Raw genomic sequence first — 26,024 nt, forward strand, 5'->3', positions numbered from 1 at the left:
GGGCCGAGTTCATGGATTACGGTTTCACCACCGCCGCCTATGTCGTTGCGGCTGTTCTGTTCATCCTCAGCCTGGGCGGGCTGTCCAATCAGGAAAGCGCCAAACGCGCGGTCTGGTACGGCATCGCGGGCATGGGGCTGGCGGTTTTCGCCACTCTGATCGGCCCCGGCTCGGGCCTGTGGCTGTTGTCGCTGCTGCTGATCGCGGGCGGCGGGATCATCGGCACCTATGTCGCCAAGAAGGTGCAGATGACCGAGATGCCGCAGCTGGTCGCGGCGATGCACTCGCTGGTCGGCCTCGCCGCGGTGTTCGTCGGCTTCATCGCGCATTTCGAGATCGGAAATGTGGCGGCGGCTGCCAGCACCGGGGACCTCGGCACCTTCGCCAAGCTGATCGCCAAGAAGACCCCGGCCGAGATCGCCTTCCTGCGGGTGGAGCTGTTCCTCGGCATCTTCATCGGGGCGATCACCTTCACCGGCTCCGTGATTGCCTTCGGCAAGCTGGCGGGCAAGGTCACCTCGGCGGCCACCAAGCTGCCGGGCGGGCATATGCTGAACGCCAGCGCCGCGGGCCTCTCCTTCCTCTGCCTGATCTGGTACTTCAACACCGGCGGCTTCCTGCCCCTCGTGCTGATGACGCTGGCGGCGCTGTTCATCGGCTACCACCTGATCATGGGCATCGGCGGCGCCGACATGCCGGTGGTGGTGTCGATGCTGAACAGCTACTCGGGCTGGGCCGCGGCGGCGATCGGCTTCTCGCTGGGCAATGACCTGCTGATCGTGGTCGGCGCCCTCGTGGGCTCCTCCGGTGCGATCCTCAGCTACATCATGTGCAAGGCGATGAACCGCTCCTTTGTCAGCGTGATCCTGGGCGGCTTCGGCGGCACCTCCGGTCCGGCGATGGAGATCGACGGCGAGCAGATCGCCATCGACGCCGACGGCGTGGCCGCGGCGCTGGAGGAGGCCGACAGCGTGGTGATCATCCCCGGCTACGGCATGGCGGTGGCGCAGGCGCAGCAGAACGTGGCCGAGCTGACCCGCCGCCTGCGCGCGAAAGGCAAGACTGTGCGCTTTGCCATCCACCCGGTCGCAGGCCGCCTGCCGGGCCACATGAACGTGCTGCTGGCGGAGGCCAAGGTGCCCTACGACATCGTGCTGGAGATGGACGAGATCAACGAGGATTTCCCGGACACCGACGTGGCCATCGTGATCGGCTCCAACGACATCGTGAACCCTGCCGCGCAGGAGGACCCCAACTCCCCCATCGCGGGCATGCCGGTGCTGGAGTGCTGGAAGGCGAAACAGGTGTTTGTCTCCAAGCGCGGCCAGGGCACGGGCTATTCCGGCATCGAGAACCCGCTGTTCTTCAAGGAAAACACCCGCATGTTCTATGGCGATGCAAAGCAAAGCCTCGACACGCTGCTGGGCCTGATCCAGTAAGCAATCGCTCGACAAGACAGGGAAAGGCGCTCCAACCGGGGCGCCTTTTTCATTCCCGTGTCCTTCTTCTGGCGGAAAGTAGCCCGGGGGCAGAACCCCCTTCAATATCCTCTCTGTATACCATTGCATTCCGCTAACGTGTTGAAATAAAACATTTCTGTACATCTTTGTCAGAGCATTCTATGGTCGCCGGCATTGCCCCGGAGACCAAGAATGCCCCCGATCCAGGACCACCCCCTGCGGTATCCGCTGACCAATGAACTGCACGCCCGGCCGTTCCCTGCCATGTCCAGCCCCTGCACGGTGGTGTACCTGGCGGTCAAACAGCCCAATGAGGCCGAACACCGCGACCGGATGCAGGATCTGCACCATCTGACGGATCTGCTCGACCGCCACGGGGCGCCGCACCCGCAGCCGGGGGCGACGCATCATATGGCGCAGATCGGCCGCCACATGCTGAAGTGGGAACAGCATACCGAATTCGTCAGCTACACCGTCTACAGCGACGGGACCGGCTCGCGGGCCTTTGATCCGGCGGATTTCGAGGTGTTCCCGGCGGACTGGCTGGCCGCGGCGCCGGGGCAGCGCATTACCTCTACCATGTTCCGGGTCGAGCCCCGGCCTGCGGATGCCGCGGTCAGGACGCTGGCGCAGGAGTGGTTCGTGCCGGAAAGCGTGGTGGTTTCGCAGGTGCTGGACGGCAGTGCGGTGATCGCGGGCGATTTCCGCATCGACCCGGCGGGCCATATGCGGTTTGCGGTGTTCCCGAACGCCGAAACCGGCAGCCAGCGGATCGGCCGGATTGTGCAGCGTCTGTGCGAGATCGAGACCTACCGGGCGATGGCGATGCTGGGATTCTCCCGCGCCCGCGGCCTGACCCCGACCATTAGCGCGCTGGACACTCACCTGAGCGAAATGATGGTTGCGATGACCGGCGGTTCAGCACCGGCGGAGCAGACCTTGTCTCAGCTGCTGACGGTCTCGGCGGAGCTGGAGGCGATGGCGGCGCGCTCTGCCTTCCGGTTCAGCGCGACGGGGGCTTATGACGCCCTTGTCAACCAGCGCGTCCGCCTGCTGCGCGAGACGCGGCACGAGGGGTTCCAGACGCTGGCGGAATTCATGCTGCGCCGGTTCGAGCCTGCCATGCGGACGGTTAAATCCACCGAGAAGCGGCTGGAGACGCTGGCCAACCGGGCCCGCAGGGCAGGGGAGCTGCTCCGGACCCGGGTCGATGTGGAGCGGTCTGCGCAGAACCAGGCGCTGCTGGCCAGCATGGACCGCCGCGCCGATATGGCGCTGCGGCTGCAGCACACGGTCGAGGGGCTGTCGGTGGTGGCGATCAGCTATTACGCCGTGTCGCTGGCCGCCTATGCGCTTTACCCGCTGACAACGGCGCTGGATATCAGCAAGGGCAGCCTGACGGCGCTGATCACTCTGCCGGTTGTCGGGCTGGTATGGCTGGGCGTGCGGCGGATCCGGAAGAAGCTGCACTGAGCGCGGCGTTCATGCCAAGGCCGCCAATTGCGATGAAGGCCAGCGCCAGCAAGGCTGCGAGGCTGAGCGTCGGGATGCCCGCCAGCCCGGCGCCCACGGTGCAGCCGCCGGCCAGTACGCCGCCCGTGCCCATCAGCACGGCACCGGCCAGGTAACGGCCGGTCTGGCGGGGGCTTTCGAAGCTTTGCCACTGGAAGCTGCCGCTGAGCGCTGCGGCGGCCAGCGCACCGGCCAGTACCCCGCCGGCCAGCCCGGCGCCAAACCCCGCAGGGATGGAGCTGGAGGCGATCACGAAGAACAGCGTGTCAGCGGCAGGCGCGGTGAAGGACAGGCTTTCCATCGCGATGGGGTCGAATTCGTCAAACAGCACATAGCCGGTGCCAACCCAGGCCGCGGGCACCAGCACGCCGAGCGCCGCTGCGCCGGCAAGCGTCAGCACCCGGTTGCCGGAGCGCAGAGCGGTCAACAGGGCCGCGGCGGCGATGACACCGCTCCACAGCAGTGCGCCGCCGGGCAGGGCAGCAAGGGAGATCTGTTCGCCCGCGGGAAGCGTGACCGCGCCAAGCGCGGTGCGGACCGGGGCCAGCACGCCCTTCAGCGTGGCATGGGCGGTGATGGCAAAGACCGCGATGACCAAAAGCGCCCGCAGGTTGCCGCTGCCTGCCAGCACCAGCAGACGTGAGGCGCAGCCGCGCGTCAGGATCATGCCGGCGCCGAACATCAGCCCGCCAAGTGCAATCGCCAGCAGCGGCAGATCCTGCGCCATCAGCCGGTGCTCCGCGAAGCTGATCCAGCCCTGTGCCACGGCCGCCTGGGTGCCCGCAACGGCCACTGCCAGGGCCATTGCCCAGACACCGGCAGCCTGGCGGCGGTCCTCGCCAACCAGGGCGCGGCGGAAGCAAAAGCGGGTCAGCTGCGCCAGCACGCCGAACAGGGCGCCGATGCCAAGCGCAAACAGAACGGAAACTTCCCGTGCCGTGGTCTCTTCAAAGCCGAATGTTTCGAACATGATGCTCTCCAGCTGCGGATTTGGAACATTTTCCCGCAATGGCGGGTTTTTCGCGCCCGGGCAAGCGGCGGGCGGCCTGCGGACCGGGGCAGGGGCGGGACAAATTCCCGGCTTGGGCGGCCTGGTCAAAATGCTGATCTTGCCGGACACGGGGGCTGCAAAACAAACTGGCCGCTTTGGGGAAAGCGGCCAGAAGGCATGTTTTTATTTGAATGTGTGCGTGCGTTCCGCCTCAGCGGCCGCGGATCCGCGGGTCCAGCGCGTCGCGCAGCCCGTCGCCCAGGTAGTTCACGCTCAGCACCGTCAGCGAGATCGCCATGCCAGGCCAGAACACCCGCTCAGGATACTGCTGCAGATAGTCGGTGGCATCAAACAGCAGCCGCCCCCAGGTCGGGAAATCCGGCGGAAAGCCGAGGCCGAGGAAGGAAAGCGAGGACTCGGTGATGATCGCCGTGGCGATTCCCAGCGTGGCCGAGACCATGATCGGCGACAGCACGTTGGGCAGGATGTGCCGGGTGATCAGCCCGCTGTTGGTGGTGCCGATGGAACGCGCCGCCATCACGAACTCGCGCTCCTTCAGCGCCAGCACGTCGCCGCGCACGATCCGCGCGGTGGGCATCCAGCTGGTCACGCCGATCGAGGCCACGATCAGGATGAAGATCCCCTGTTCCGGCCCGAAGGTAGCGTTCAGCGGCTCGCGGAACAACAGCATCATCACCAGCAAGAGCGGCAACAGCGGCAGCGCCAGGAACAGGTCGGTCATCCGCATCAGCGGGCCGTCCAGCTTTTTGAAGAAGCCGGCCAGCACCCCGATGAAGGAGCCCAGGAACAGCGCCAGCAGCATCGCTGTCAGACCCACGGAGACCGAGGTCGCGCCGCCTGCCATCATCCGGGCCAGCATATCGCGGCCCAGCTGATCGGTGCCGAAGGGATGCGCCCAGCTCGGGCCCTGGTTGCGGGCGCGGATGTCGATCTTGGTGGCATCGATGTCCCAGAGATAAGGCCCCAGGTAGACCGCCAGGATGATGAACAGGAACAGGGCCCCGCCCATCAGCGCGCCGCGGTGCGACTTGAACTGGTCCCAGACATCCTGCCACTGGCTGCGCGGCGGGTTGTGAAGCTCCTCCAGCGCGCCTGCACCGGGCACCGCGGTCGAGGCGGGCGCCATGCCTTCGTCGGGCACAAAGCGTTCCTTGTCAGTCATAGCGGATCCTCGGGTCAAGAATGCCGTACAGCACGTCGGCGATCAGGTTGAACAGCACGATCAGCACCGCAAAGATGAAGGTGAGCGTCTGCACCATCGGCAGGTCGTTGGCCTGGATAGCGCCAATCAGCAGCTGTCCGATGCCGTTCACCTTGAACACCTGTTCGGTGATGATGGCACCGCCAAAGATCGACGGAATCCCCAGCGCAATCACTGTCACAACCGGGATCATCGAGTTGCGCAGCACGTGGACCATCACCACGACATATTCGCTCAGGCCCTTGGCGCGGGCGGTGCGGACGTAATCCTGGTTCAGGTTGTCCAGCATCGAGGCCCGCATGAAGCGCGAAAGCTGCGCGGTGATCTGCAGCGCCAGCACCATCACCGGCATGATCATTTGCTTCAGCTGGTAGACAAAGGCGTCCCAGCTATCGACCACATGGGTGGTGTCATAGATCGACGGAAACCAGCCCAGCTGCACCGAGAAGATGACGATCACGAGGACGCCGGAGAAGAACGGCGGCACCGAGAAGCCGACCATCGACACGAAGGTGCCGAGCTGGTCGAACCAGCTGTACTGGCGGTAGGCGGAATAGATACCGATCGGCAGCGCGATCAGGATGGCGACCACATAGGCGGTGCCGACAACCCACAGGGTCTGCGGGATCCGCTGGATCACGATGTCCATCACCGGCGAGCGGGTCTGCCAGGAGATCACCCTGAGGTCGCCTGCAGAGAAGGACGTGCCCAGGTAATGGTCGATCAGAACCTGCGGTTCGATCCAGAAGAACTGCACCAGCCACTTCCAGAAGCGGATATGCATCGGCTGGCCGAGGCCAAGCGCCTCGCGCATTTTCTCTTTGACTTCGGGGGGGACGGTCAGGGGAACCTGCGCCATCGGGTCGCCCGGGGCGAGCTCCAGGAGCAGGAAGATCACGAGGCTGATGAACAGCAGTGTTGGTACTGCCAGGATCAGCCGCCGGATTGTAAAGGTCAGCATCAGGTGGGCGCCTTTGCAACTTGTATTAAGGTCGGAGCAGGCGGGGAGGGCCTCACATCCATGTCACGAGCAGGCGGTTAAACGTAACCAATGCTGAATGGCAAGGGGCCCCGATGTAACGTCAGGGCCCCAGGTGAGGCAAGCGCTGCTTACTTGATGCGGTACCAGTCAGCTGCGTTCCACAGCTCGCTGTCCCAGACGTTCAGGTGAACGCCGCCCAGCGTGTTGGAGTGCGCCGACAGGCGGCCGCGGTGCACCAGCGGGATCATGCCGCCGTTTTCGACCATGATGTCGTTCAGGCGGCGGCCGATTTCGGCGCGGGCCTCAAGGCCGGCAGTCTTGGTCAGCTCGGCGTGCAGCTGGTCGAACTCCTCGTTGCAGAAGCGCGAGATGTTCTCACCCTGCCACTGGGATTCCGGCTTCGGCGCCTTATCGCACAGCCCGTTGGCCAGATAGGCCTGCGGGTCGGTGCCGTCGAAGTTGTTGGCGTACATTTCGACGTCCGCATAGAACTTCTGGAAGGTGTCGGGCGAGCCCGGGTCGCCGCCGAAGAACACCGAGGCGTTGATGTTGCGCAGCTCGGATTCGATGCCGATCTGGCTCCACCACTCCTTGATCAGCGCCTGGAAGTCCTGGCGCACGGCGTTGGTCGAGGTCTGGTACAGGATCTTCATCGGCTTGCCGTCCGGGGTCTCCCGCACGCCGTCGCCATTGGTGTCCTTATAGCCGGCTTCCTCCAGCATCGCCTTGGCGCCTTCGATGTCCTGGGTGGAGCAGTCAAAGGTGTCGGATGCGAAAGCCGCAGGCGCGGGCACCCAGTTGCAGCCGACCTTGCCGGCCTTGCCATAGCCGACTTCCACCAGCAGCGGGCGGTCGATGGCCATCGACATCGCCTTGTAGACGGCCGGGTCCTTCAGGAACGGATGCGGATGCTTGGCGGTGGAGCGTTCGCCCTCCGGCAGGTCCGGCGAAGGGTCGGTCTGGTTCAGCATGATGCGTTCTACCAGCGAGCCGAAGCCCGCAACCGGCTTGCCTTTGCCGCCTGCTTCCATCTGGGCGATCACTTCCGGCGCCAGCTGCAGGTTCCAGGCATAGTCGAACTCGCCGGTTTCCATCACCGCGCGGCCGGCCGCGGTGGCATCGCCGCCGCCCTTGAACAGCACTTTCGCAAACGCGGGCTTGGCCGGATCGCGGTAGTTGGGGTTGGCCGACATGGTGATCACGTCGTTCGGCTTGAACTCATCCACCACAAACGGGCCGGTGCCGATCGGGGCAAAGTTGGCGTCGGTGCATTCCGGCGCGCGGGCGCCCATGCAGTTCTCGAACTGCGCCTTCTGCAGGATCGGGCTTTCACCGCCGGAGAACGGGCCATAGGGGAAGGGGGTCGGCTTGTCGAAGTTGACCTTGACGGTCATGTCGTCCACCAGTTCGACCGAGCTTACGCCCTCGAACTTGGTCAGCTGCGCGCAGCCGCCTTCGGGATGCATGCAGTAATCGGCGGTGAATTTCACGTCATGAGCGGTGAAGTCGCTGCCATCGGACCATTTGATGCCGGGCGCGATCTTCCAGGTGATCGAGGTCAGGTCTTCGCTGACGCCGCCGTTTTCAACGGTCGGGATCTCGGTTGCCAGATAGGGCACCATGTTGCCCTCGGGGTCATAGCGGGCCAGCGGCTCGATCACCAGCGAGGCGGCCTGGATGTCCTTGGTGCCGCCGGACAGGAACGGATTCAGGATCGACGGCGCCTGCCAGTAGATGATGTTGACCTGGCCATCGGACCCGCGCTCAGCAAAGGCTGCTGGCGCCAGGGCCGCCGTGGCAACGGCCCCCATCAATAGGGATTTGAGTTTCATCACACTCTCCTTGTCGGACACGTTTTGTGTCTTTTTGTTGGCCGGGCCGCAGGGGCCCGGAGATTTGCCGCATGGCTGCGGAAGGGTCGCAATCGCACCTGCGCGCAGGCCGGAATTGCAGGCATTAAGCACTCTTAACATGTTGCCGGACAGACCGGCGCATGACGCTCTGCAGGCAACCACGGGGGTATCGAAAACCACTTCCCGGGAAATTGCAAATTCCAATTTTAAAATCCCTATGCATTATTTGCATGAGCATTTTTGTGCAAAGTAGAGTTTACTCCGGATGCTGGGGCCGCCATCCGCGGCTGGCCCGGGGAATGAAAGATAGGGAAGCCGTCATGCTGGACAACGCCATTGCGTCCATTCGAAACCTGCGTGTTGAGTTTCAGACCAAGGATGGCCCGGTGGTCGGGGTGGAGAACGTCTCCTTTGACGTGAGCCCGGGCGAAACCGTCTGCATCGTTGGGGAATCCGGCTCCGGCAAATCGGTTTCCTCGCTGTCGCTGATGCGCCTGGTGGAATTCGGCGGCGGCGAGATTGCGGGCGGCGAGCTGCTGTTCAACCGGCGGGAGGGCGGCGAGACCGACCTGGCCGCCTCCGAGCAGGACATGATGAAGCAGATCCGCGGCAATGAGATCGGCATGATCTTCCAGGAGCCGATGACCGCGCTCAATCCGGTGTTCACCGTCGGCCGCCAGCTGACCGAAGGCCTGCGCATCCACAAGAACATGACCAAGGCCCAGGCCGAGGAACGCGCGCTGGAGCTGCTGCGCCAGGTCCGCATCCCCGAGCCGGAACGGCGCCTGCGGCAGTACCCGCACGAACTGTCCGGCGGCATGCGCCAGCGGGTGGTGATCGCCATGGCGATGGCCTGCGAGCCGCGTCTCTTGATCGCGGACGAGCCGACCACCGCGCTCGACGTGACCATCCAGGCCGAAATCCTCGCCCTGATGGACCGGCTGAAGCGCGAGACCGGCACCGCGGTGATGTTCATCACTCACGACATGGCGGTCGTCGCCCAGATGGCCGACCGCGTGGTCGTCATGTACCGCGGCAACAAGGTCGAGGAAGGCACCGTCGAGGAGATCTTCGAGAACCCCAAGCACGACTACACCAAGGCATTGCTGGCAGCGGTGCCGAAGCTGGGCGAGATGCGCGGCAAGCACTACCCCGAGCCGATGAAGCTGATGGGGGTCGAGGACCAGAAGATCGAGCCGATCAAGGGCACCGACGAGGTGCTTCTGGACGTGCAGAACCTGACCACCCGCTTCCCGGTCAAGGGCGGCCTGCTGCGCCGCACCATCTCCAACGTCCACGCTGTCGAGGATGTCTCCTTCAAGGTCTTCAAGGGGCAGACCCTGTCGCTGGTCGGCGAATCCGGCTGCGGTAAATCCACCGCGGGCCGCTCGATCCTGCGGCTGGTGGAGCCGCTGTCGGGCAAGGTGGATTTCGAAGGCCGCGACGTTCTGAAATTCAGCGCCTCCCAGATGCACAAGGCGCGCCAGGACATGCAGATGATCTTCCAGGATCCCTTTGCCTCCCTGAACCCGCAAATGCAGCTGATCGACCAGGTGGCGGAACCGCTGCGCAACTACGGCCTGGCCAAGGGGTCGGAACTGCACGACCGCGTCGCCAGCCTGTTCGACCGCGTCCACCTGCCGCGCAGCTTCATGCGCCGCTACCCGCACGAAATGTCGGGCGGCCAGCGCCAGCGCATCGCCATTGCCCGCGCGCTGGCCCTGAACCCCAAGCTGATCGTCGCGGACGAGGCCGTCTCGGCACTCGACGTGTCGGTGCAGGCGCAGGTCCTGAACCTGATGATGGAGCTGCAGGCGGAACTGGGCCTCTCCTTCCTGTTCATCAGCCACGACATGGCGGTGGTGGAGCGCGTCAGCCATCATGTGGGTGTTATGTACCTGGGCCGCATCGTCGAAATCGGCCCCCGCGACCGCGTGTTTGAGAACCCGCTGCACGCCTATACCCAGGCGCTGATGAAGGCGGTCCCGATCGCCGACCCGCGCCAGCGCAAGTCGGAGAAAGAGCTGAACTTCAAACCGATCCCGTCGCCGATCCATGAGGTCGGCTATCAGGCGGAGCCATCGGAATATCTGGAGCTGGAACCCGGCCATTTCGTGCTGACCACCGACAGCGGCTACTGATGATAGCGGTAGCACCGCAGGACCGGCCTGTCGCCTTAGTGACCGGAGCTGCCCGCGGGATCGGGCAGGCCATCGCTCAGGAGCTGACCGGGGACTACTCTGTGGCGATAACACATTTGGAGACCAGTCCTGCGGACAGCACTGTTCTCGCGTTACGCGCAGATTTCCGCGACCCCGAAACCGCGGCCAGGGTGGTGGAGCGCACGCTGCAGCACTTTGGCCGGATAGATCTGATCGTTAATAATGCCGGTGCTATCGCATCGGACGGTCCGGAAGTCTTCGACTGCTCTGCCCTGCGGGAAATGTTCGATGTAAACCTCTTTGCCGCTCAGGGGGTGCTGGCTGCTGCGCTTCCGCATCTCCGGCCTGGTGCGGCTGTCATCTCGATTTCTTCGGTAAACGCAAGAATGCCTCCAGCTGGAGCTGCGTTGTTCGGGGCCAGCAAAGCGGCGCTGGAACTGTGGACCCGCGGCATGGCCAAAGAGCTGGGACCGCGCGGTATCCGGGTGAATGCAGTGGCTCCGGGTGCGGTCAACGACCCGCAGAACCCAAGGCCGCCGGAGCTGGCGGCTGAATTCGAAAAGTTGACTGCGCTGGGCCGGTTGCCCTCGCCGTCTGATATAGCAGCGGCGGTTAGCTTCCTGGCAGGGGACGGAGCAAGCTTCATAACTGGCGAGGTGCTTACCGTCTCAGGGGGCTACAGACTATGACTAAGAAACTGACGCCGCTGGAGATCATGGAGCGCCTGGTCTCTTTCCCGACGGTGAGCCGGGATACAAACCTGCCGCTGGTGGATTGGGTGCAGGACTATCTCTCCTCCCATGGCATTGAAAGCCATCGCTGGGTGGACCTGGACCAGCCGCACAAGGCCGCCGTCTTTGCCCATGCCGGCCCTTGGGAAGAGGGCGCGGTGGTGCTGTCGGGCCATACCGATGTGGTGCCAGTGGACGGCCAGCCCTGGGACTCCGATCCCTTCACGGTGGTGGAGAGGGACGGCAAATACTTCGGCCGCGGCACCTGCGACATGAAGGGCTATGATGCCCTCGCCATCTGGGCGCTGGTCGAGGCGCATGAGCAGGGCGTCAAGCGCCCCCTGCAGCTGGCGCTGAGCTTTGACGAGGAGATCGGCTGCACCGGGGCGCCGCCGATGATCGAAGCGATGCAGCCTGTGCTGCCCAAGGGCTCCGCCGTGATCGTGGGCGAGCCTTCGATGATGAAGGCGGTGACCGGCCACAAGGGCGGCACCGGCTTTGCCACTCATGTGGTCGGGTTCGAGGTTCATTCCTCGCTCATGCACACCGGCGTCAGCGCCATCATGCAAGGCGCGCGGCTGATCGATTGGGCCAACCAGAAGAACGCGGAGAACATGGCCAAGGCGCCGGGCGAAGTGCAGGCGATGTTCAACCCGCCCTGGACCACCTGCCACGTCGGCATGATCGAGGGCGGCACCGCCCACAACATCACCGCCAAGGACTGCCGCTTCATGATGGATTTCCGGGTGGTGCCGGGGGAGAGCCCTGCCGGTTGGGAGGCCGCCTATCTCGCCAAGGTCCGTGAGATTGAGGCCGAGATGCAGGCCGTCCATACGGAGGCCCGTATCGACGTGTCCAAGCATTTCGACGTCCCCGGCCTGGTGCCGGAACAGGACGGCGCCGCGGAGGCGCTGGTGCGCAGCCTGACTGGTGACAACGGCTCCCATGTGGTCAGCTACGGCACCGAGGCGGGGCAGTTCCAGCAGGCCGGCTACTCCGCCGTCATCTGCGGCCCCGGCGATATCGCCCAGGCGCATCAGCCCAACGAATACATCACCGTGGCGCAGTTCAATGCGGGCCACAGCTTCATGCGCGGGCTGGTGGAGAAGCTGCGGGCCTAGGCTGCCGGCACCTTGAAACCGCGCGCATGATGCGCAGATTGATGCCAGGGGGTGCACAGAAGGTGCACAGGGCGTCCACGCATGGCCCCCGTTCCGGCGGATTCCGCCGCGTCCCGGCGGCCCCCGGATACTTGCGAAGCTAAGTTTTTTCGCGGACAGTCTGCCGCAACGGAAGCTGAAACATTAAGGGGAGGGGAATATGCCGGCCAAGAACCGCTTTGCCGAGATGCACCAGGAGATCACCGCCTGGCGCCATCACCTGCACGAGAACCCCGAACTGATGTACGAGGTGCACCAGACCGCCGCCTTTGTGGTGGAGCGGCTCAGGGAATTCGGCATCACCGATATCACCACCGGCGTCGGCCAGACCGGCGTGGTGGCGGTGATCGAGGGCAAGACCAACACCTCCGGCCGCGCCATCGGCCTGCGCGCCGACATGGACGCGCTGCCGATCCCCGAAGCCTCGGGCGTGGACTATGCCTCCAAGACGCCGGGCGTGATGCACGCCTGCGGCCACGACGGCCATACCTCGATGCTGCTGGGGGCAGCCAAATACCTTGCGGAGACACGGAATTTCGACGGGAAGGCGGTGCTGATCTTCCAGCCGGCCGAAGAAGGCGGGGCCGGCGGCAAGGCAATGTGCGACGACGGCCTGATGGACCGCTGGGGCATCCAGGAGGTCTATGGGCTGCACAACATGCCGGGCCTCCCGGTGGGCGAATTTGCAATTCGTCCCGGTCCGCTGATGGCGTCCTCGGATGAGTTCGTTATTACCGTGACCGGCAAGGGCGGCCACGCCGCAGCCCCGCATGAGGCGATAGATACGACGCTGGCGGCCTCGCAGATCGTGGTGTCGCTGCATTCCATCGTATCGCGCAACGTCGACCCGGTGAAACGCGTGGTGCTGACCGTCGGCACGTTTGAAACCGACAGCACGGCGTCCAACGTCATTGCCCATACCGCCAGGCTGCAAGGCACCGTCCGCACGCTGGATCCCGAATACCGCACCCAGGCCGAGGGCTGGGTGCGCCGGGTGGCTGAGAGCACCGCCGCGGCCTTTGGTGCCACGGCTGAGGTCGAATGGGTTCCGGGCTACCCCGTTACAATCAATGACGAAAATGGCACTTCCCATGCAGTGGAGGCGGCCCGGGCAGTCGCCGCCAAGGTCAATGCCGAGACCCCGCCGATCATGCCGTCCGAGGATTTCTCCTATATGCTGGAGCAGCGCCCCGGCGCCTATATCTTCCTCGGCAACGGCGACACCCAGATGTGCCATCACCCGGCCTATGTCTTTGACGACGAAGCGATCCCGCTGGGATGCAGCTGGTTTGCCGAGCTGGTGGAACGAAGAATGCCCGCGGCCTGAGGCTGCGGGGACAGACAACCAAAGGAGTGAGAAATGCCGGTCAAGAACCGCTTTGCCGAACTGCAGGATGAAATCACCGCCTGGCGCCGTGACATTCACGAAAACCCGGAAATCCTGTTCGAAACCCACCGCACCAGCGCGCTGGTGGCGGAGAAGCTGCAGGACTTCGGCTGCGATGAGGTGGTGACTGGCATCGGCCGCACCGGTGTTGTCGGCGTGATCAAGGGCAAGGCGGACACCTCCGGCAAGGTCATCGGCCTGCGCGCTGATATGGATGCGCTGCCGATCCATGAGCAAACGGGCTTGGACTACGCCTCCAAGACCCCCGGCGCGATGCATGCCTGCGGCCATGACGGGCATACCGCGATGCTGCTGGGCGCCGCCAAATACCTGTCGGAAACGCGCAACTTCGACGGCACCGTGGTGGTGATCTTCCAGCCCGCCGAAGAAGGCGGCGGCGGTGCCAAGGTGATGTGCGACGACGGGCTGATGGACCGCTGGGGCATTCAGGAGGTTTACGGCCTGCACAACTGGCCGGGCCAGCCGCTGGGCACTTTTGCCATCCGCCCCGGATCTTTCTTCGCCGCCACCGACCAGTTCGACATCACGTTTGAGGGCCGCGGCGGACATGCCGCCAAGCCGCATGAGACCATCGACACCACTGTTCTGGCCGCGCAGGCAGTTTTGGCGCTGCAGACCATCGCTTCGCGCAATGCCGATCCGGTGCATCAGATCGTGGTCTCGGTGACCTCTTTCGAGACCTCCTCCAAGGCGTTCAACGTGATCCCGCAGAAGGTGCAAATCAAGGGCACAGTGCGCACCATGTCCAAGGAGATGCGCGACTTGGCTGAAAAGCGGATCAAAGAGGTCTGCACCGGCATCGCCTCGACCTTCGGCGGCACTGCCGATGTCACCTATCACCGCGGCTATCCGGTGATGGTGAACCACGAGGAACAGACCGAATTTGCCGCCAGGGTTGCGGCCAGCGTCTCCGGCTCCTGCGAGGATGCGCCGCTGGTGATGGGCGGCGAGGATTTCGCCTTCATGCTGGAGGAGCGGCCCGGCGCCTATATCCTGATGGGCAACGGCGACACCGCGATGGTGCATCACCCGGAGTACAACTTCAACGACGAGGCCATTCCGGCGGGCTGCAGCTGGTGGGCGGAGATCGTCGAGCAGCGGATGCCGGCGGCTTGAAAAGTGCAGGGGAGGGGGCTGTCTGCCCCCTCTTGAGCCTGCGGCTCAATTCACCCCCGTGGATATTTCCAGCCAGAAGAAGGGGCAACAGGCCGCGCCTTGGCGCGGGAGGTCAGTGCTCCAGCATCTCGCGGTAGATGCTCACGAGCGTTTCGGCCTCTTTCTCCAGCGCGAAGTTGGTCACCGCGTGTTTGCGGGCTGCTTTTGACCACTGCGCCAGCCGGCCTTCGGCGGACAGCACCTCGTTGATGGCCTTCACCATCTGTTTGGTCTCGCCCGGATCGATCAGCAGGCCGGTCTCGCCGGGCGCGATCAGCTCCTCAAAGGCGCCGACGCGGGTGGCCACCGCCGGCACGCCGCAGGACATCGCTTCAAGCGGGGTGAGGCCGAACCCCTCCCAGCGCTGCGGCGCGACGTAGAGGTCCAGCGCCTGATACCAGCGGGAGACTTCCCAGACAGGCACCTCGGGCGGGAACAGCAGCCGCTCGGAGAGGCCGGCAGCCTCGACCCTGGCGCGCAGTTCTTTTTCGAACGCGACGTGTTTTTCCGTCGCGCGGCCCATCACCAGGCCGACCGCCCTGGGATGGGCTTTCAGCACCTCCAGCATGGCGCCGACAAAGACATCGGTGCCTTTCTGCGCCCGGATCCGCCCGTAGCATCCGATCAGGATGGCGTCTTCCGGCAGGCCCAGATCGCGCCGCAGCGCCGGTTTGTCGGCGGGCGGGGAAAATTCTTCGGTGCTGATCCCGTGATGCACTACCTGCACGGGCTTTTCCAGATAGGCCGCGCCCTTGGCCGAAGTGGCGATCACCCGGTCCATCCTGGACATCAGCCACTTGGTGTAATCCGAGTGGCGGCGCTGCGAGGCGGAGGTAAACAACAGCTTCAGCCGCTTGCCCAGAAGGTACTTCAGCGCCAGCCCGCCCAGCATCTCCACATTGCGCCGGGCGTGCCAGACGCGGGCGCCTGCGGGGCCGTTGCGGCTCATGAACACAAGCTGCGCCGCCGACAGATGCGGCATATCCGCGGGCAGGCCGCTGCCTGCGGTGGCGATGGCGATGTGGCGCCGCTGCAGCGGCACCAGCCGCACGATGGTGGAGGTGACGCCGGACAGGCGGCGTTTGAAGTTCGGCGCGATGACTTCAACCGTTTTGGCGTCCACTTCAGCCATCGCGGCCTCCTTCATGGGGCAGAAGCGCCAGCAGCGCGTCCACCGTCGTGTCCAGTTGATCCGACTGCCGGGAGATGAACTGCGCCGCCGCATCGCGGGCGGTCTGGAATACCTCAGGTTCTTCGAGCCATTGGGCAACCTGGTTTGCCAGCTCCGCAGCCGTGCGCACCTCCGCCGCGGCACCAAGGTCGGTCAGTTCAGCATAGGTTTCGGCGAAATTGTAGTGCCCGGTGCCGGTGATCACAGCGGCCCCCGCCTGCATCGGCTCAAACGGGTTATGGCCGCCGATGTCGCGCAAGGAGCCGCCCAGGAACACCAGCGGGCAGAGCGCGTACCAGGTGCCAACCTCGCCCAGCGTATCGGCCAGATAGACCTGGGTTCGGGTGCCGGGCAATACGCCCTTGCTGCGCCGCGCACAGCTGAGGCCGGAGCCCTTGACCAGCGTTTCAACCGCGCCGCCCCGCTCCGGGTGGCGGGGGGCGAGCAGCAGGCAGAGGTCCGGGTGCTGGTTCAGCAGCGCCTTGTGAGCCTCCAGCACAGTTTCCTCCTCACCGTCGTGGGTGGAGGAAGCGACCCAGACCGGGCGCTCGCCAATGCTGCCGCGCACCTTGGCAAGGGCGGGTTGATCGACCGGCAGCGGCGCTGAGACGGCCTTGAGGTTGCTGCCGGGGCGGATGCGGTCCGGGGCGGCGCCCATCGCCTTGAGGTTGGCGGCTGTCTTCCGGTTCTGGGTGACCAGCAGGGCGAACTGATCCAGGATGAACCGCGCCGTGTCCGGGCGTTTTGTCCAGGCCGCGACCGATTTGGCCGACAGCCGCGCGTTCAGCAGCACCAGCGGGCAGCCTGTTTTGCGGGCTCGCACCAGCATCTGCGGCCATAGTTCGCTTTCGACAAACACGCCCAGGTCCGGGCGCCAGTGGGTCAGGAAACGATCCACGGCGGCAGCAGTGTCCAGGGGCGGGAACTGGTGGCGGCAGCGCGGCGGCATCCGTTTGGCAATCAGCTCAGCCGAGGTGGGCGTGCCGGAGGTTATCAGGAATTCCGCATCCGGTGCCTGCTCGCCCATGCGGGCAATCAGGGTCAGCACCGACAGGCTTTCGCCGACAGAGGCGGCGTGAAACCAGATCAGCCGCCCGGCGGGCCGGGGCAGGGAGGCGTGGCCGAGGCGTTCGCGCACCCGTTCCTCCGGCAGGCCGTAATCGCGCAGCTTGCCCGCGACCTTGCGCCAGGCAAAGGGCGCGATCAGCGCGCTGACGCCGCAGTAAAGGGAGTAGAGCAGCGTCCGTTGCGCTGGAGCGGTCCCAGGCATGTCAGCCGCCGGTGTGGCTCATATGGCGGGACATCTTGCCGCCGACGTTCTGCCGCGAATAGTCGAAGTCATGGCCGCGGGGCTTGTCGCCGATCGCGGCGCGGATGGCGGCCTCCAGCACGCCGGCGCCTTCCTCGTTGGCGCGCAGGGGCGCGCGCAGGTCGGCTTTGCCTTCCTGCCCGAGGCAGGTGTAGATTTCGCCGGTGCAGGTGACGCGCACCCGGTTGCAGCTTTCGCAGAAGTTATGGGAGAGCGGAGTGATAAAGCCGATCTTCTGGCCGGTTTCCTCCAGCCGCACGTAACGGGCCGGGCCGCCGGTGCGCTCTGCCAGATCGGTGACGGTGTAGTGGTTTTCGTACTCCGCGCGCACGTCCTTCAGCGACCAGTACTGGCCGATACGCTCCATGTTGCCGATGTCTTCGCCCATCGGCATCACCTCGATCCAGGTGAGGTCCATGCCCCGTTCGGCGCACCAGCGGGTGATGGCGGGGAGTTCCTGCTCGTTAAAGCCCTTGAGCGCCACGGCATTGATCTTGACCCTGAGGCCCGCCTTCTGCGCCGCGTCAATCCCCTTCAGCACCTGCGGCAGGCGGCCCCAGCGGGTGACATCCGCGAATTTCTGTTCGTCCAGAGTGTCGAGTGAAATATTCACCCGGCGGACCCCTGCGGCGTAAAGGTCGTCGGCGTATTTCACCAGCTGCGAGCCGTTGGTGGTCAGCGTCAGCTCTTTCAGCGCGCCGGTTTCCAGATGACGGCTCATCGCCTGGAAAAAGGTCATGATGCCGCGGCGCACCAGCGGCTCGCCGCCGGTGATCCTGAGCTTCTCGACACCCAGCCGGATGAAGGTGGAGCACAGCCGGTCCAGTTCCTCCAGCGTCAGAAGGTCCTTCTTCGGCAAAAAGGTCATGTTTTCCGACATGCAATAGACGCAGCGGAAATCGCAGCGGTCGGTGACCGAGACGCGCAGGTAGGTGATTGCGCGGGCGAAGGGGTCGATAAGCGGTGCCGTCATGCTTCCTAGGTAAAGCGGGGCACCGCCCGCGGCAAGGGGGGACAGCTTTTGTGTCTGGCAAAGAGTTTCGCGCAAAGCTAGGGTTTGCCCATGCGTATGATAATCCTTTCCCTTACTTCGATTTCCCTGCTGGCGGCTTGTGAAGGCATCCAGCTGAATTCTTCCGTTCTGAATGGTCAGGACCGGCCGGCGGCGGCTGAGCCGCAGGACCCTGTGCTGGAGCCTGCGCCCGGCGTTGATACGGCAGAGGCGGACCCCGCAGCGCCTGCGGGTTCCTCCGCGCCGTCGTTCCGCGGCTCCGCCACCACGGTGGCGTCGCTGGGCGATCCCTCGATCCCGGGGATGTGGATGGAGACCCCGCTGGTGGCGGCGGAGCAGCAGGCGCTGATCCGGACCAGCCGCAACACAGAGGCGGTGGTCACCCTGAAGCCCGTGCCGGGTGCGGACACGGGCAGCAGCCGGCTGTCGATCAGCGCCATGCGGGCGCTGGGCCTGCCGCTGACCGAGCTGGCCGAGGTGCAGGTCTTGCCCGCAGGCTGAGACTTGTTCCGTTGAGGGGGCGGCGGGCGCTGCCCGGCGGGTGCCTGGCAGGCCTAGGCGTGTTTCAGGTACTTCGCCGCTTCCTTGCGCGCAAAGCCCTTCATCTGCGCGCCGTGCGCCTCCAGAAAGGCGCGGGTGCGGGCGGCGTCATGCTTGCTGAGGTCGCGCAGCCACCAGCCGATGGCCTTTTGAATGAACCAGTCCCGGTCCGGCACATATGCCGCCGCCCAGCCCAGGATGCGCTCGCGGGCTTGCTGATCCGCCGGTTTCAGGTTGTTCATCTTGGCCCAGGGCAGGGTGGCCACCAGCGCGGCGCGGCGGGTCCACATGTGATCCGATTGCGTCCAGCGCTCTACCGTATCCAGCCGCGCAGGCTGTGCCTGCAGGCGCTTGGCGATGGCGGAGCAGGCGTGGTCGGCAATCGCCCAGCTGTCGAAGTCCGGCACCCAGGATTGCATCAGATCCCAGACGGCCTCGTCGTCCTTGATCCGGGCTTGGGTCAGCAGCTTACCAGCGGCGATCCGGGCTTCGAAGATGCCTGTGCCCCACAGCGCATCCGCCAGCGAGACGCGCTGCTCCGTGGTCAGGGCCTGCCGCCAGGATTTGGTCAGCTCATTGGTGGCCGGGTTGGGAACGCCCAGCACTTCGCGGCTCTGCTTGTGGTAGGCGGCCATCTGCTCTGCCCGGCCGGGTTCGGCCTGGGCCTTGAGCTGTGCCAGCGCCTCCTGCAGTGTCACGCCGCTCACTCCACCGTCACCGATTTCGCCAGGTTGCGGGGCTGGTCCACGTCGGTGCCCTTGGCAACCGCGGTGTGATAGGCCAAGAGCTGTGCGGGAATGGCATACAGGATCGGCGACAGCGCCTCCTTGACCTTCGGCATCCGGATTGCGCACCAGACGTCGTCGCCGGCCTCGTCAATCCCGTCCTGGTCGGAGATCATCAGAACCTTGCCCTTGCGGGCCAGGACTTCCTGCATGTTGGAGACGGACTTGTCGAACAGCGAGTCCCGCGGCGTCAGCACCACCACCGGCATGTTCTTGTCGATCAATGCGATGGGGCCGTGCTTCAGTTCGCCGCTGGCATAGGCTTCGGCGTGGATATAGCTGATTTCCTTCAGCTTCAGCGCGCCTTCCAGCGCCAGCGGGTACATCAGGCCGCGGCCCAGGAACAGCACGTCGCGGGCCTCGCTGACCTTCTGCGCGGCCTGGCGGATCGCCTCGTTCTGCTCCAGCGCGGCGGACAGCACATTCGGCAGCCCGCGGATCGCGGTGGCGTAGCCGGCCATGTCCTCGGGCGTAAGGTGCCCGCGGTCGCAGGCCGCTTTCAGCGCTAGCGCCAACAGCACGGTCAGCTGGCAGGTGAAGGCCTTGGTGGAGGCAACTCCGATTTCCGGCCCGGCAAAGATCGGCAGCGCCAGATCGCTCTCCCGCGCGATGGAGCTTTCGGGGACGTTGACCACAGACAGGATCTTGTCCGCCTTTTCCTTGCAGTAGCGCAGGGCGGCCAGAGTGTCGGCGGTTTCGCCCGATTGCGAAACAAAAAGCGCCAGTGTCCTGGCCGGGACCGGCGGTTCGCGGTAGCGGAACTCCGAGGCGATATCGACCTCAACCGGCAGCCTGGCGATTTGTTCGAACCAGTATTTGGCGGTGACGCAGGCGTAATAGGCGGTGCCGCAGGCCACCATGGTCAGCCGGTCGACCTTGGAGAAATCGACCTCGCCGGGCAGCCGCACGGTGTCTTCCTCGACCGGCAGGTAATGGCGGATCGCCTCGGCAATCACCTGCGGCTGCTCTGCGATTTCCTTGGCCATGAAATGCTTGTGGCCGGCCTTGTCGACCTGGGTGGCGTCGATTTGGATGGTCTTGGTCTCGCGGTTCACAAGGTCGCCCTGCGCGTTGCGGATTTCCGCGCCTGCGCGGGTGACAACAGCGCGGTCGCCTTCCTCCAGATAGGTGATCCGGTCGGTGAGCGGCGCCAGCGCGATGGCGTCAGATCCCACAAACATCTCGCCATCGCCGTGGCCGATCGCCAGCGGCGAGCCCTTGCGGGCGGCGATGATCAGATCCTCCTCGCCGTCAAACAGGAACGCCAGCGCAAAGGCGCCCTCCAGCTGGTTCAGCGTCTTGAAGGCCGCATCAACGGGGGTGTGCCCTTCTTTCAAATACCGTTCCGTCATCAGCGCGACGGTTTCGGTGTCGGTCTCGGTGCGGAACTCCATGCCGCAGTTCAAAAGCTCTGCGCGCAGTTCCTTGTAGTTTTCGATGATGCCGTTGTGGACCACGGCCACCGCGCCGGCGCGGTGGGGATGGGCGTTGCTGACCGACGGCGCGCCGTGGGTGGCCCAGCGGGTGTGGCCGATGCCGGACTTGCCGGCCAGCGGCTCATGCACCAGGAGGTCGCTGAGGTTCACCAGCTTGCCGACCGCGCGGCGGCGGCGCAGCGTGCCGTTGTTCACGGTGGCGATGCCCGCGCTGTCATAGCCGCGGTATTCCAGCCGCTTCAGCGCCTCGACCAGTATCGGGGCGGCTTCGTGATTACCGAGAACGCCGACAATTCCGCACATCACTTGGCTCCCTTTTGCAGGCGGGCCTTCTTGGCGCGCAGCATCTCCATGAGCTTGCGCGCGCGGCCCGGTTTGTTGGTTTGTTCGGCGCGGCCAATGGCCAGGTCGCCGTCTTCGACATTCCTGGTCACCACCGCACCGGTCGCCGTCATCGCCTCGTTGCCGACCCGGACCGGGGCCACCAGCATGGTGTTCGACCCGATAAAGGCACGGGCGCCGATCTCGGTGCGGTGCTTCATCACCCCGTCATAGTTGCAGGTGATTGTCCCTGCGCCAATATTGGCCGCTTCGCCGACGAAGGCATCGCCGATATAGCTAAGGTGGTTCACCTTGGCGCCTTCGGCAATCTCGGCGTTCTTGATTTCGACGAAATTGCCGATGTGTGTGTTCTCCGCCAGCTCCGCCCCGGGGCGCAGGCGGGCGTAAGGCCCGACCTTGGCGCCGCGGCTGACGTGGCAGCCCTCCAGGTGCGAGAACGCCCGGATCAGCGCGCCGCTTTCCACGGTAACGCCGGGGCCGAAGACCACGTTGGGCTCGATCACCGTGTCGCGGCCGATGAAGGTGTCAAAAGCGAGGTAAACCGTTTCAGGCGCCATCAGGGTGACGCCCAGCTCCAGCAGCTCTGCCCGGGCGCGGGCTTGGAACAGCGCATCGGCCTGTGCCAGTTCGGCGCGGGAGTTGACACCCAGCGTCTCCGCCTCGTCGCAGGATACGGCGGTCACCTTCAAGCCCTCGCGCCGGGCCAGCTCCACCAGATCGGTCAGGTAATATTCGCCGGAGGCGTTTTGATTGCCGACCTTGGCGATCAGATCGAAGATCGCGCTGGCCTTGCCCGCCATCAGGCCCGAGTTGCAGAAGGAAATGGCGCGCTCCGCCTCGCTAGCGTCCTTGAACTCGACGATCCGCTCCAGGCTGTCGCCATCCATCACCAGACGGCCATAACGGCCCGGGTCGGCGGCCTCGAACCCAAGGATCACCAGATCGGCGCGCTGGCGGGCCTCTACCATGCGTTCCAGGGTTTCGGCGCTGACAAAAGGCGTGTCGCCATAGAGCACCACTACATCGCCCTCGAACCCGTCCAGCGCGGCGCGGGCCTGATCGACCGCGTGCGCGGTGCCCAGCTGCTCTTCCTGCAGGACGACCTCGGCCTCTTCGTCGATCTCTGACACTGCGGCGCGCACTGCCTCTGCCCCGTGGCCTGCCACGATGATGGTGCGCTCCGGGGCCAGCGCCCGGCCTGCGGCCATCGCGTGCTCCAGCATCGGCGCCTGGGCGATCGGGTGCAGGACTTTGGGGAGGTCGGAGTTCATCCGGGTGCCTTTTCCGGCCGCCAGGATGACAAGGGCAATGCTCATAATCGCTTTTCTCTTTGTCTTTTTAGCTCTCCCGTTTTATCCGCTAACAGGCGGGGCGCAAGGGATCGCGCCATCAAACTAGATTGCGGCCTGCAACATGCGGCGGCGGAAAAGTGCCGAAAGGGCAGGGTATGCGGACGGTTATCTTCGATCTGGACGGCACGCTGGCGGATACGTCGGGCGATCTGCTGGCCGCGGCCAATTTCTGTTTCCGGCAGATGGGGCTGGGCGATGTGCTGAGCCATCCCGGCGATGCAGGCATTGCCCTGCGCGGCGGCCGCACGATGCTGACCGCAGGCCTGAAACGGGCCGGTCAGTTCAACCCGGCCACGGTGGATGAGTTCTACCCGGTGCTGCTGGAGGCGTACCGGGATGCCATCGACCATCACACCGTGCTGTATCCGGGCGCGATGGCGGCGGTGGAGGCGTTGAAATCCGCAGGCTTTGGCGTTGGGATCTGCACCAACAAGCCCGAGGCGCTGGCGGATCAGCTGATGCGCAGCCTAGGCGTGCGTGACGCCTTTGCCTCGCTGGTCGGGGCGGACACGCTGCCGGTGCGCAAACCCGACCCCGCGCCGCTGTTCGAGGCCGCCCGCCGCGCAGGCGGTGATCCGGCCCGCACCCTGCTGGTGGGCGACAGCGACACTGACCGCAGCACTTCCGCCAATGCGGGCGTGCCGTCAGTGCTGGTGACCTTTGGCCCCTCCGGCGATGACATGGGCGCGCTCAAGCCCGAGGCGCTGTTGCACCGGTTCGAGGACCTCCTGGACGTCGCAGAGCGGCTGATTGCGTGATCCCGTAACTCAGTTTCGGGAAAACCGTCTGTCCGGCTTGCCTCTTGACCACTGACCGCCCGCGGCTCACAAACGCCGCATGAGCGAGACATTTACCGGGTCTTTCACCCAGCAGGAACCCATCCCCGAAGACGCCATCGAGGCTGCGCTGGCCGTGCTCCGCCACGGGCGGCTGCACCGCTACAACGTGGCCGAGGGCGAGACGGGGGAGACCGCGCTGCTCGAAAAGGAGTTCGCGGCGCAGATGGGCGCGAAATACTGCCTGGCCGTGGCGTCCGGCGGCTATGCGCTGGCGACGTCGCTGCGGGCGGTTGGGGTAAAGCCTGGCGACAAGGTGCTGACCAACGCCTTCACCCTGGCGCCGGTGCCGGGCTCCATCGCCTCCGTCGGGGCGGAGCCGCTGTTTGTCGAGGTGACCGAAAACCTGACGATCGACTTGGATGACCTTGCCGCCAAGGCGGATCAGGCAAAGGTGCTGATGCTGTCGCACATGCGCGGGCATCTGTGCGACATGGACCGGCTGATGGAGATCTGCAACGCGGCAGGCATCACCGTGATCGAGGATTGCGCCCACACCATGGGCGCCTCGTGGAACGGGGTGCTGTCGGGCCGCCATGGCGCGGCCGGCTGCTATTCCTGCCAGACCTATAAACATGTGAATTCGGGCGAGGGCGGGCTGCTCGTCACCGATGACGACGAAATCGCCGCCCGCGCCATCATGATGTCCGGCTCCTACATGCTTTACGGCCGCCACCTAGCCGCGCCGGGACCGGAGGTGTTCGAGCGGGTGAAATACGAGACCCCGAACATCTCGGGCCGGATGGACAACCTGCGCGCCGCCATCCTGCGGCCGCAGCTGCGCGATCTGGACACCCAGGTGGCGCGCTGGAACGACCGCTACCGCGCGGTGGAGGACGGCCTGCGCGGCACGCCCGGCCTGACGGTTGTGGAGCGGCCGAAGCAGGAGATTTATGTCGGCTCCTCCATCCAGTTCCTGCTCTTGGACTGGAGCGAAGACGCGGTGCAGGAGGCTGTCCGCCGCTGTGCCGCCCGCGGGGTGGAACTGAAATGGTTCGGCACGCCGGAGCCAGTGGCCTTCACCTCCCGCTATGACAGCTGGCGCTATGCGGACACCCCGCGGCTGCCGCAAAGCGACCGCATCCTGGCAGGCATCATCGACATGCGGGTGCCGCTGACCTTCAGCCTGGAGGACTGCGCCCAGATTGCCCGGATCATCCGCGCCGAGGTGTCCGCCGTCTATCAGTCGGGCTGATACAGCGGCACGGTCGAGATCGAGACCTTGGCCGAACCGTCCGTCAGCTCTGCCGCGTGGGCGACATAGATCAGCGTCTGGTTCTTCTCATCGAACAGGCGCTTCACCCGCAGCGATTTGAGGATGATGGACCGGGACTCGCGGAACACATCCTCGCCGTCATCGCTGCGGTCGATATCGCCCAGCGTGATTGGCCCGGTCTGGCGGCAGGCCAGCGACGCGTTGGAGGGATCCTCGAACCAGTTGCCTTTGGACAGGCGGTCGATCAGCCCGCGCTCGAAATAGGCGATGTGGCAGGTGACACCTTGGACCTTGGGATCGGAAATCGCCTCGATCACGATATCATTGCCGACCCAGTCGACCCCGATCTGGCCGATCTCCTCTGCGGCGGCGGGCAGGCTCAGCAGGCAGAATGCGGCAGCCAGGGCGCAGTTCGAACGTTTCATGAAAATCTCCTGATTCTATCGGGCGGTGCGGGGCGCGCCCGCCTTGTCATTACTTACGCGCAGAAGCGGGGAAGGATCCATGGAACCTTTTTGCGCGGGTGGAGTTACTCCTGCTCAACGGCGCGTTGAGGCGCCGCAGACAGGAAATGGAAGAGGAGACTACTATGTTTACGCCGAAACGCGCCCTGACCGCATCTGCCCTGGCCCTTCTGGCTGCACCGGTTTGGGCCGGCGCCCAAGTGCAGGCCGTGACCGACCTGAACCTGCGCGCAGGCCCCGGACCGCAGCATGAAATCATCGGTGTCATTTCCAAAGACGGCGCTGTCAAACTGGACGGCTGCCTGGAGCAGAGCAACTGGTGCAAGGTGGGCTATGACGGTGCCGAAGGCTGGGCCTATGGCGAGTATCTGACAGCAACCGTCACCGAGAAGTACATTCCCGTTGTTGCCCAGGACAGCCCCGTTGAAGTCACCACCGTGACCTATGAAAACACCGGTGAAGCCGACGCGCCTCTGGGGGCTATCGGCGGTGCCATCACTGGCGGTCTGATTGCAGGCCCGGCCGGGGTTGTTGCCGGTGCGATTGCCGGGGCGGCCGCAGGTGAAGCAGCTGTGCCGGACGAGGAAGTGGTGACCTATGTGCGCACCAATGCGACCGAACCGGTTTATGTGCAGGGCGAAGTGGTGACCGGCGTGGTCATTCCGGAAGAAGTCCAGCTGACGGACATCCCGGACTCGAACTTCCGTTACGTTTACCTGAACGGCCTGCCGGTTCTGGTCGAGGCGGACAGCCGCACCGTGATCCACGTAGTCCGCTGATTTTCCTGATACTGTCTGATTGCGGGCGGCCCTGACGGGCCGCCCGTTTTCGTGTGCGCACCAGCACCCGGGGTCAATGCGATTGACGCGAATCATGTGGTCGTCTATTGAATTGAACAACTGTTCATATAATCGGCTGTGCCCTG

Annotated in this window: 22 protein-coding genes; 11 read left to right on the top strand and 11 right to left on the bottom strand. The window is 65.0% G+C overall.

Annotated elements, in window-relative coordinates; all coding sequences use genetic code 11:
- Positions 1–11: 11 nt before the first annotated feature.
- Complete coding sequence (locus DAEP_RS0102620; protein WP_027243583.1) at positions 12–1,439, top strand: NAD(P)(+) transhydrogenase (Re/Si-specific) subunit beta; 1,428 nt, start codon at positions 12–14, stop codon at positions 1,437–1,439.
- Between the two features lie 213 nt (positions 1,440–1,652).
- Positions 1,653–2,933 carry a DUF3422 family protein gene (locus DAEP_RS0102625; RefSeq protein WP_027243584.1) on the top strand — a complete coding sequence of 427 codons (1,281 nt, stop codon included), beginning with the start codon at positions 1,653–1,655 and terminating at the stop codon, positions 2,931–2,933.
- Here DAEP_RS0102625 and DAEP_RS0102630 read toward each other — a convergent pair.
- The 4 genes from DAEP_RS0102630 to DAEP_RS0102645 all read right to left on the bottom strand — a co-directional run bounded on the left by DAEP_RS0102630 (position 2,869) and on the right by DAEP_RS0102645 (position 7,999).
- Positions 2,869–3,942, bottom strand: a complete 1,074-nt coding sequence (locus DAEP_RS0102630; RefSeq protein WP_027243585.1) for a YeeE/YedE family protein — start codon at positions 3,940–3,942, stop codon at positions 2,869–2,871. The genes DAEP_RS0102625 and DAEP_RS0102630 overlap by 65 nt on opposite strands.
- A gap of 232 nt (positions 3,943–4,174) precedes the next feature.
- The gene (locus DAEP_RS0102635; protein ID WP_027243586.1) at positions 4,175–5,146 is read right to left on the bottom strand and encodes an ABC transporter permease; all 972 of its coding nucleotides are present in this window, start codon (positions 5,144–5,146) and stop codon (positions 4,175–4,177) included.
- The gene (locus DAEP_RS0102640; protein WP_008556597.1) at positions 5,139–6,146 is read right to left on the bottom strand and encodes an ABC transporter permease; all 1,008 of its coding nucleotides are present in this window, start codon (positions 6,144–6,146) and stop codon (positions 5,139–5,141) included. Before DAEP_RS0102640 ends, DAEP_RS0102635 begins: the two co-directional genes overlap by 8 nt.
- A 149-nt stretch (positions 6,147–6,295) precedes the next feature.
- Complete coding sequence (locus tag DAEP_RS0102645) at positions 6,296–7,999, bottom strand: peptide ABC transporter substrate-binding protein (protein ID WP_008556100.1); 1,704 nt, start codon at positions 7,997–7,999, stop codon at positions 6,296–6,298.
- Between the two features lie 341 nt (positions 8,000–8,340).
- On the opposite strand from DAEP_RS0102645, the gene DAEP_RS0102650 reads away from it, so the two are divergent.
- The 5 genes from DAEP_RS0102650 (at position 8,341) to DAEP_RS0102670 (ending at position 14,597) form a co-directional block, all read left to right on the top strand.
- Entirely contained in the window at positions 8,341–10,161 is a 1,821-nt protein-coding gene (locus tag DAEP_RS0102650; protein ID WP_027243587.1) for an ABC transporter ATP-binding protein, read from the top strand.
- Positions 10,161–10,871 (top strand): SDR family NAD(P)-dependent oxidoreductase, encoded by a 711-nt coding sequence (locus tag DAEP_RS0102655; protein WP_036760409.1) that lies wholly within the window; start codon positions 10,161–10,163, stop codon positions 10,869–10,871. The genes DAEP_RS0102650 and DAEP_RS0102655 overlap by 1 nt, the downstream gene beginning before the upstream one ends.
- Positions 10,868–12,034, top strand: a complete 1,167-nt coding sequence (gene argE / locus DAEP_RS0102660; protein ID WP_027243589.1) for an acetylornithine deacetylase — start codon at positions 10,868–10,870, stop codon at positions 12,032–12,034. Before DAEP_RS0102655 ends, argE begins: the two co-directional genes overlap by 4 nt.
- A 199-nt stretch (positions 12,035–12,233) precedes the next feature.
- Positions 12,234–13,400, top strand: a complete 1,167-nt coding sequence (locus DAEP_RS0102665; protein ID WP_027243590.1) for a M20 aminoacylase family protein — start codon at positions 12,234–12,236, stop codon at positions 13,398–13,400.
- 33 nt (positions 13,401–13,433) lie between these two features.
- Complete coding sequence (locus DAEP_RS0102670; RefSeq protein WP_027243591.1) at positions 13,434–14,597, top strand: M20 aminoacylase family protein; 1,164 nt, start codon at positions 13,434–13,436, stop codon at positions 14,595–14,597.
- Between the two features lie 112 nt (positions 14,598–14,709).
- On the opposite strand, the gene DAEP_RS0102675 is transcribed toward DAEP_RS0102670, so the two are convergent.
- The 3 genes from DAEP_RS0102675 to moaA are packed head-to-tail and all read right to left on the bottom strand — an operon-like array spanning position 14,710 to position 18,089.
- Positions 14,710–15,768 (bottom strand): glycosyltransferase family 4 protein, encoded by a 1,059-nt coding sequence (locus DAEP_RS0102675; RefSeq protein ID WP_027243592.1) that lies wholly within the window; start codon positions 15,766–15,768, stop codon positions 14,710–14,712.
- On the bottom strand, positions 15,761–17,077 hold the full coding sequence (locus DAEP_RS0102680) for a 3-deoxy-D-manno-octulosonic acid transferase (RefSeq protein ID WP_027243593.1): 1,317 nt from the start codon (positions 17,075–17,077) through the stop codon (positions 15,761–15,763). Before DAEP_RS0102680 ends, DAEP_RS0102675 begins: the two co-directional genes overlap by 8 nt.
- Position 17,078: 1 nt before the next feature.
- Positions 17,079–18,089 carry a GTP 3',8-cyclase MoaA gene (gene moaA, locus DAEP_RS0102685; RefSeq protein ID WP_008556982.1) on the bottom strand — a complete coding sequence of 337 codons (1,011 nt, stop codon included), beginning with the start codon at positions 18,087–18,089 and terminating at the stop codon, positions 17,079–17,081.
- Between the two features lie 90 nt (positions 18,090–18,179).
- On the opposite strand from moaA, the gene DAEP_RS0102690 reads away from it, so the two are divergent.
- Complete coding sequence (locus DAEP_RS0102690; RefSeq protein ID WP_027243594.1) at positions 18,180–18,629, top strand: hypothetical protein; 450 nt, start codon at positions 18,180–18,182, stop codon at positions 18,627–18,629.
- Positions 18,630–18,682: 53 nt separating this feature from the next.
- On the opposite strand, the gene DAEP_RS0102695 is transcribed toward DAEP_RS0102690, so the two are convergent.
- Genes DAEP_RS0102695 through glmU form a run of 3 tightly spaced genes read right to left on the bottom strand, consistent with a single transcriptional unit; the run spans position 18,683 to position 22,547 of the window.
- Positions 18,683–19,366: a DNA alkylation repair protein gene (locus DAEP_RS0102695; protein WP_027243595.1), complete on the bottom strand. Its 684-nt coding sequence runs from the start codon at positions 19,364–19,366 to the stop codon at positions 18,683–18,685.
- A 5-nt stretch (positions 19,367–19,371) separates the two neighbouring features.
- On the bottom strand, positions 19,372–21,192 hold the full coding sequence (glmS, locus tag DAEP_RS0102700) for a glutamine--fructose-6-phosphate transaminase (isomerizing) (RefSeq protein WP_027243596.1): 1,821 nt from the start codon (positions 21,190–21,192) through the stop codon (positions 19,372–19,374).
- Positions 21,192–22,547: a bifunctional UDP-N-acetylglucosamine diphosphorylase/glucosamine-1-phosphate N-acetyltransferase GlmU gene (glmU, locus tag DAEP_RS0102705; RefSeq protein WP_027243597.1), complete on the bottom strand. Its 1,356-nt coding sequence runs from the start codon at positions 22,545–22,547 to the stop codon at positions 21,192–21,194. Before glmU ends, glmS begins: the two co-directional genes overlap by 1 nt.
- A gap of 131 nt (positions 22,548–22,678) precedes the next feature.
- Between glmU and DAEP_RS0102710 the strand changes: the two genes are divergently transcribed.
- Both DAEP_RS0102710 and DAEP_RS0102715 read left to right on the top strand, forming a co-directional pair.
- Positions 22,679–23,341, top strand: a complete 663-nt coding sequence (locus tag DAEP_RS0102710) for an HAD-IA family hydrolase (RefSeq protein WP_008556586.1) — start codon at positions 22,679–22,681, stop codon at positions 23,339–23,341.
- Positions 23,342–23,420: 79 nt separating this feature from the next.
- Complete coding sequence (locus DAEP_RS0102715) at positions 23,421–24,614, top strand: DegT/DnrJ/EryC1/StrS family aminotransferase (RefSeq protein WP_027243598.1); 1,194 nt, start codon at positions 23,421–23,423, stop codon at positions 24,612–24,614.
- On the opposite strand, the gene DAEP_RS0102720 is transcribed toward DAEP_RS0102715, so the two are convergent.
- The gene (locus DAEP_RS0102720) at positions 24,602–25,060 is read right to left on the bottom strand and encodes a CreA family protein (RefSeq protein WP_027243599.1); all 459 of its coding nucleotides are present in this window, start codon (positions 25,058–25,060) and stop codon (positions 24,602–24,604) included. The genes DAEP_RS0102715 and DAEP_RS0102720 overlap by 13 nt on opposite strands.
- Positions 25,061–25,224: 164 nt before the next feature.
- On the opposite strand from DAEP_RS0102720, the gene DAEP_RS0102725 reads away from it, so the two are divergent.
- Complete coding sequence (locus DAEP_RS0102725; protein WP_008554482.1) at positions 25,225–25,878, top strand: DUF1236 domain-containing protein; 654 nt, start codon at positions 25,225–25,227, stop codon at positions 25,876–25,878.
- Positions 25,879–26,024 lie beyond the last annotated feature (146 nt).

Source organism: Leisingera daeponensis DSM 23529 (genome assembly GCF_000473145.1).
Lineage (GTDB): Bacteria > Pseudomonadota > Alphaproteobacteria > Rhodobacterales > Rhodobacteraceae > Leisingera > Leisingera daeponensis.

What these genes read in the sequence shown, in the direction of transcription:
- glmU (WP_027243597.1), bottom strand. Translation starts at nt 22,547, where the DNA reads ATGAGCATTGCCCTTGTCATCCTGGCGGCCGGAAAAGGCACCCGGATG.
- DAEP_RS0102625 (WP_027243584.1), top strand. Translation starts at nt 1,653, where the DNA reads ATGCCCCCGATCCAGGACCACCCCCTGCGGTATCCGCTGACCAATGAA.
- DAEP_RS0102650 (WP_027243587.1), top strand. Translation starts at nt 8,341, where the DNA reads ATGCTGGACAACGCCATTGCGTCCATTCGAAACCTGCGTGTTGAGTTT.
- DAEP_RS0102680 (WP_027243593.1), bottom strand. Translation starts at nt 17,077, where the DNA reads ATGCCTGGGACCGCTCCAGCGCAACGGACGCTGCTCTACTCCCTTTAC.
- DAEP_RS0102715 (WP_027243598.1), top strand. Translation starts at nt 23,421, where the DNA reads ATGAGCGAGACATTTACCGGGTCTTTCACCCAGCAGGAACCCATCCCC.
- DAEP_RS0102645 (WP_008556100.1), bottom strand. Translation starts at nt 7,999, where the DNA reads ATGAAACTCAAATCCCTATTGATGGGGGCCGTTGCCACGGCGGCCCTG.
- DAEP_RS0102720 (WP_027243599.1), bottom strand. Translation starts at nt 25,060, where the DNA reads ATGAAACGTTCGAACTGCGCCCTGGCTGCCGCATTCTGCCTGCTGAGC.
- DAEP_RS0102640 (WP_008556597.1), bottom strand. Translation starts at nt 6,146, where the DNA reads ATGCTGACCTTTACAATCCGGCGGCTGATCCTGGCAGTACCAACACTG.
- DAEP_RS0102655 (WP_036760409.1), top strand. Translation starts at nt 10,161, where the DNA reads ATGATAGCGGTAGCACCGCAGGACCGGCCTGTCGCCTTAGTGACCGGA.
- DAEP_RS0102675 (WP_027243592.1), bottom strand. Translation starts at nt 15,768, where the DNA reads ATGGCTGAAGTGGACGCCAAAACGGTTGAAGTCATCGCGCCGAACTTC.
- DAEP_RS0102725 (WP_008554482.1), top strand. Translation starts at nt 25,225, where the DNA reads ATGTTTACGCCGAAACGCGCCCTGACCGCATCTGCCCTGGCCCTTCTG.
- glmS (WP_027243596.1), bottom strand. Translation starts at nt 21,192, where the DNA reads ATGTGCGGAATTGTCGGCGTTCTCGGTAATCACGAAGCCGCCCCGATA.
- DAEP_RS0102710 (WP_008556586.1), top strand. Translation starts at nt 22,679, where the DNA reads ATGCGGACGGTTATCTTCGATCTGGACGGCACGCTGGCGGATACGTCG.
- DAEP_RS0102670 (WP_027243591.1), top strand. Translation starts at nt 13,434, where the DNA reads ATGCCGGTCAAGAACCGCTTTGCCGAACTGCAGGATGAAATCACCGCC.
- DAEP_RS0102630 (WP_027243585.1), bottom strand. Translation starts at nt 3,942, where the DNA reads ATGTTCGAAACATTCGGCTTTGAAGAGACCACGGCACGGGAAGTTTCC.
- argE (WP_027243589.1), top strand. Translation starts at nt 10,868, where the DNA reads ATGACTAAGAAACTGACGCCGCTGGAGATCATGGAGCGCCTGGTCTCT.
- DAEP_RS0102635 (WP_027243586.1), bottom strand. Translation starts at nt 5,146, where the DNA reads ATGACTGACAAGGAACGCTTTGTGCCCGACGAAGGCATGGCGCCCGCC.
- moaA (WP_008556982.1), bottom strand. Translation starts at nt 18,089, where the DNA reads ATGACGGCACCGCTTATCGACCCCTTCGCCCGCGCAATCACCTACCTG.
- DAEP_RS0102620 (WP_027243583.1), top strand. Translation starts at nt 12, where the DNA reads ATGGATTACGGTTTCACCACCGCCGCCTATGTCGTTGCGGCTGTTCTG.
- DAEP_RS0102690 (WP_027243594.1), top strand. Translation starts at nt 18,180, where the DNA reads ATGCGTATGATAATCCTTTCCCTTACTTCGATTTCCCTGCTGGCGGCT.
- DAEP_RS0102665 (WP_027243590.1), top strand. Translation starts at nt 12,234, where the DNA reads ATGCCGGCCAAGAACCGCTTTGCCGAGATGCACCAGGAGATCACCGCC.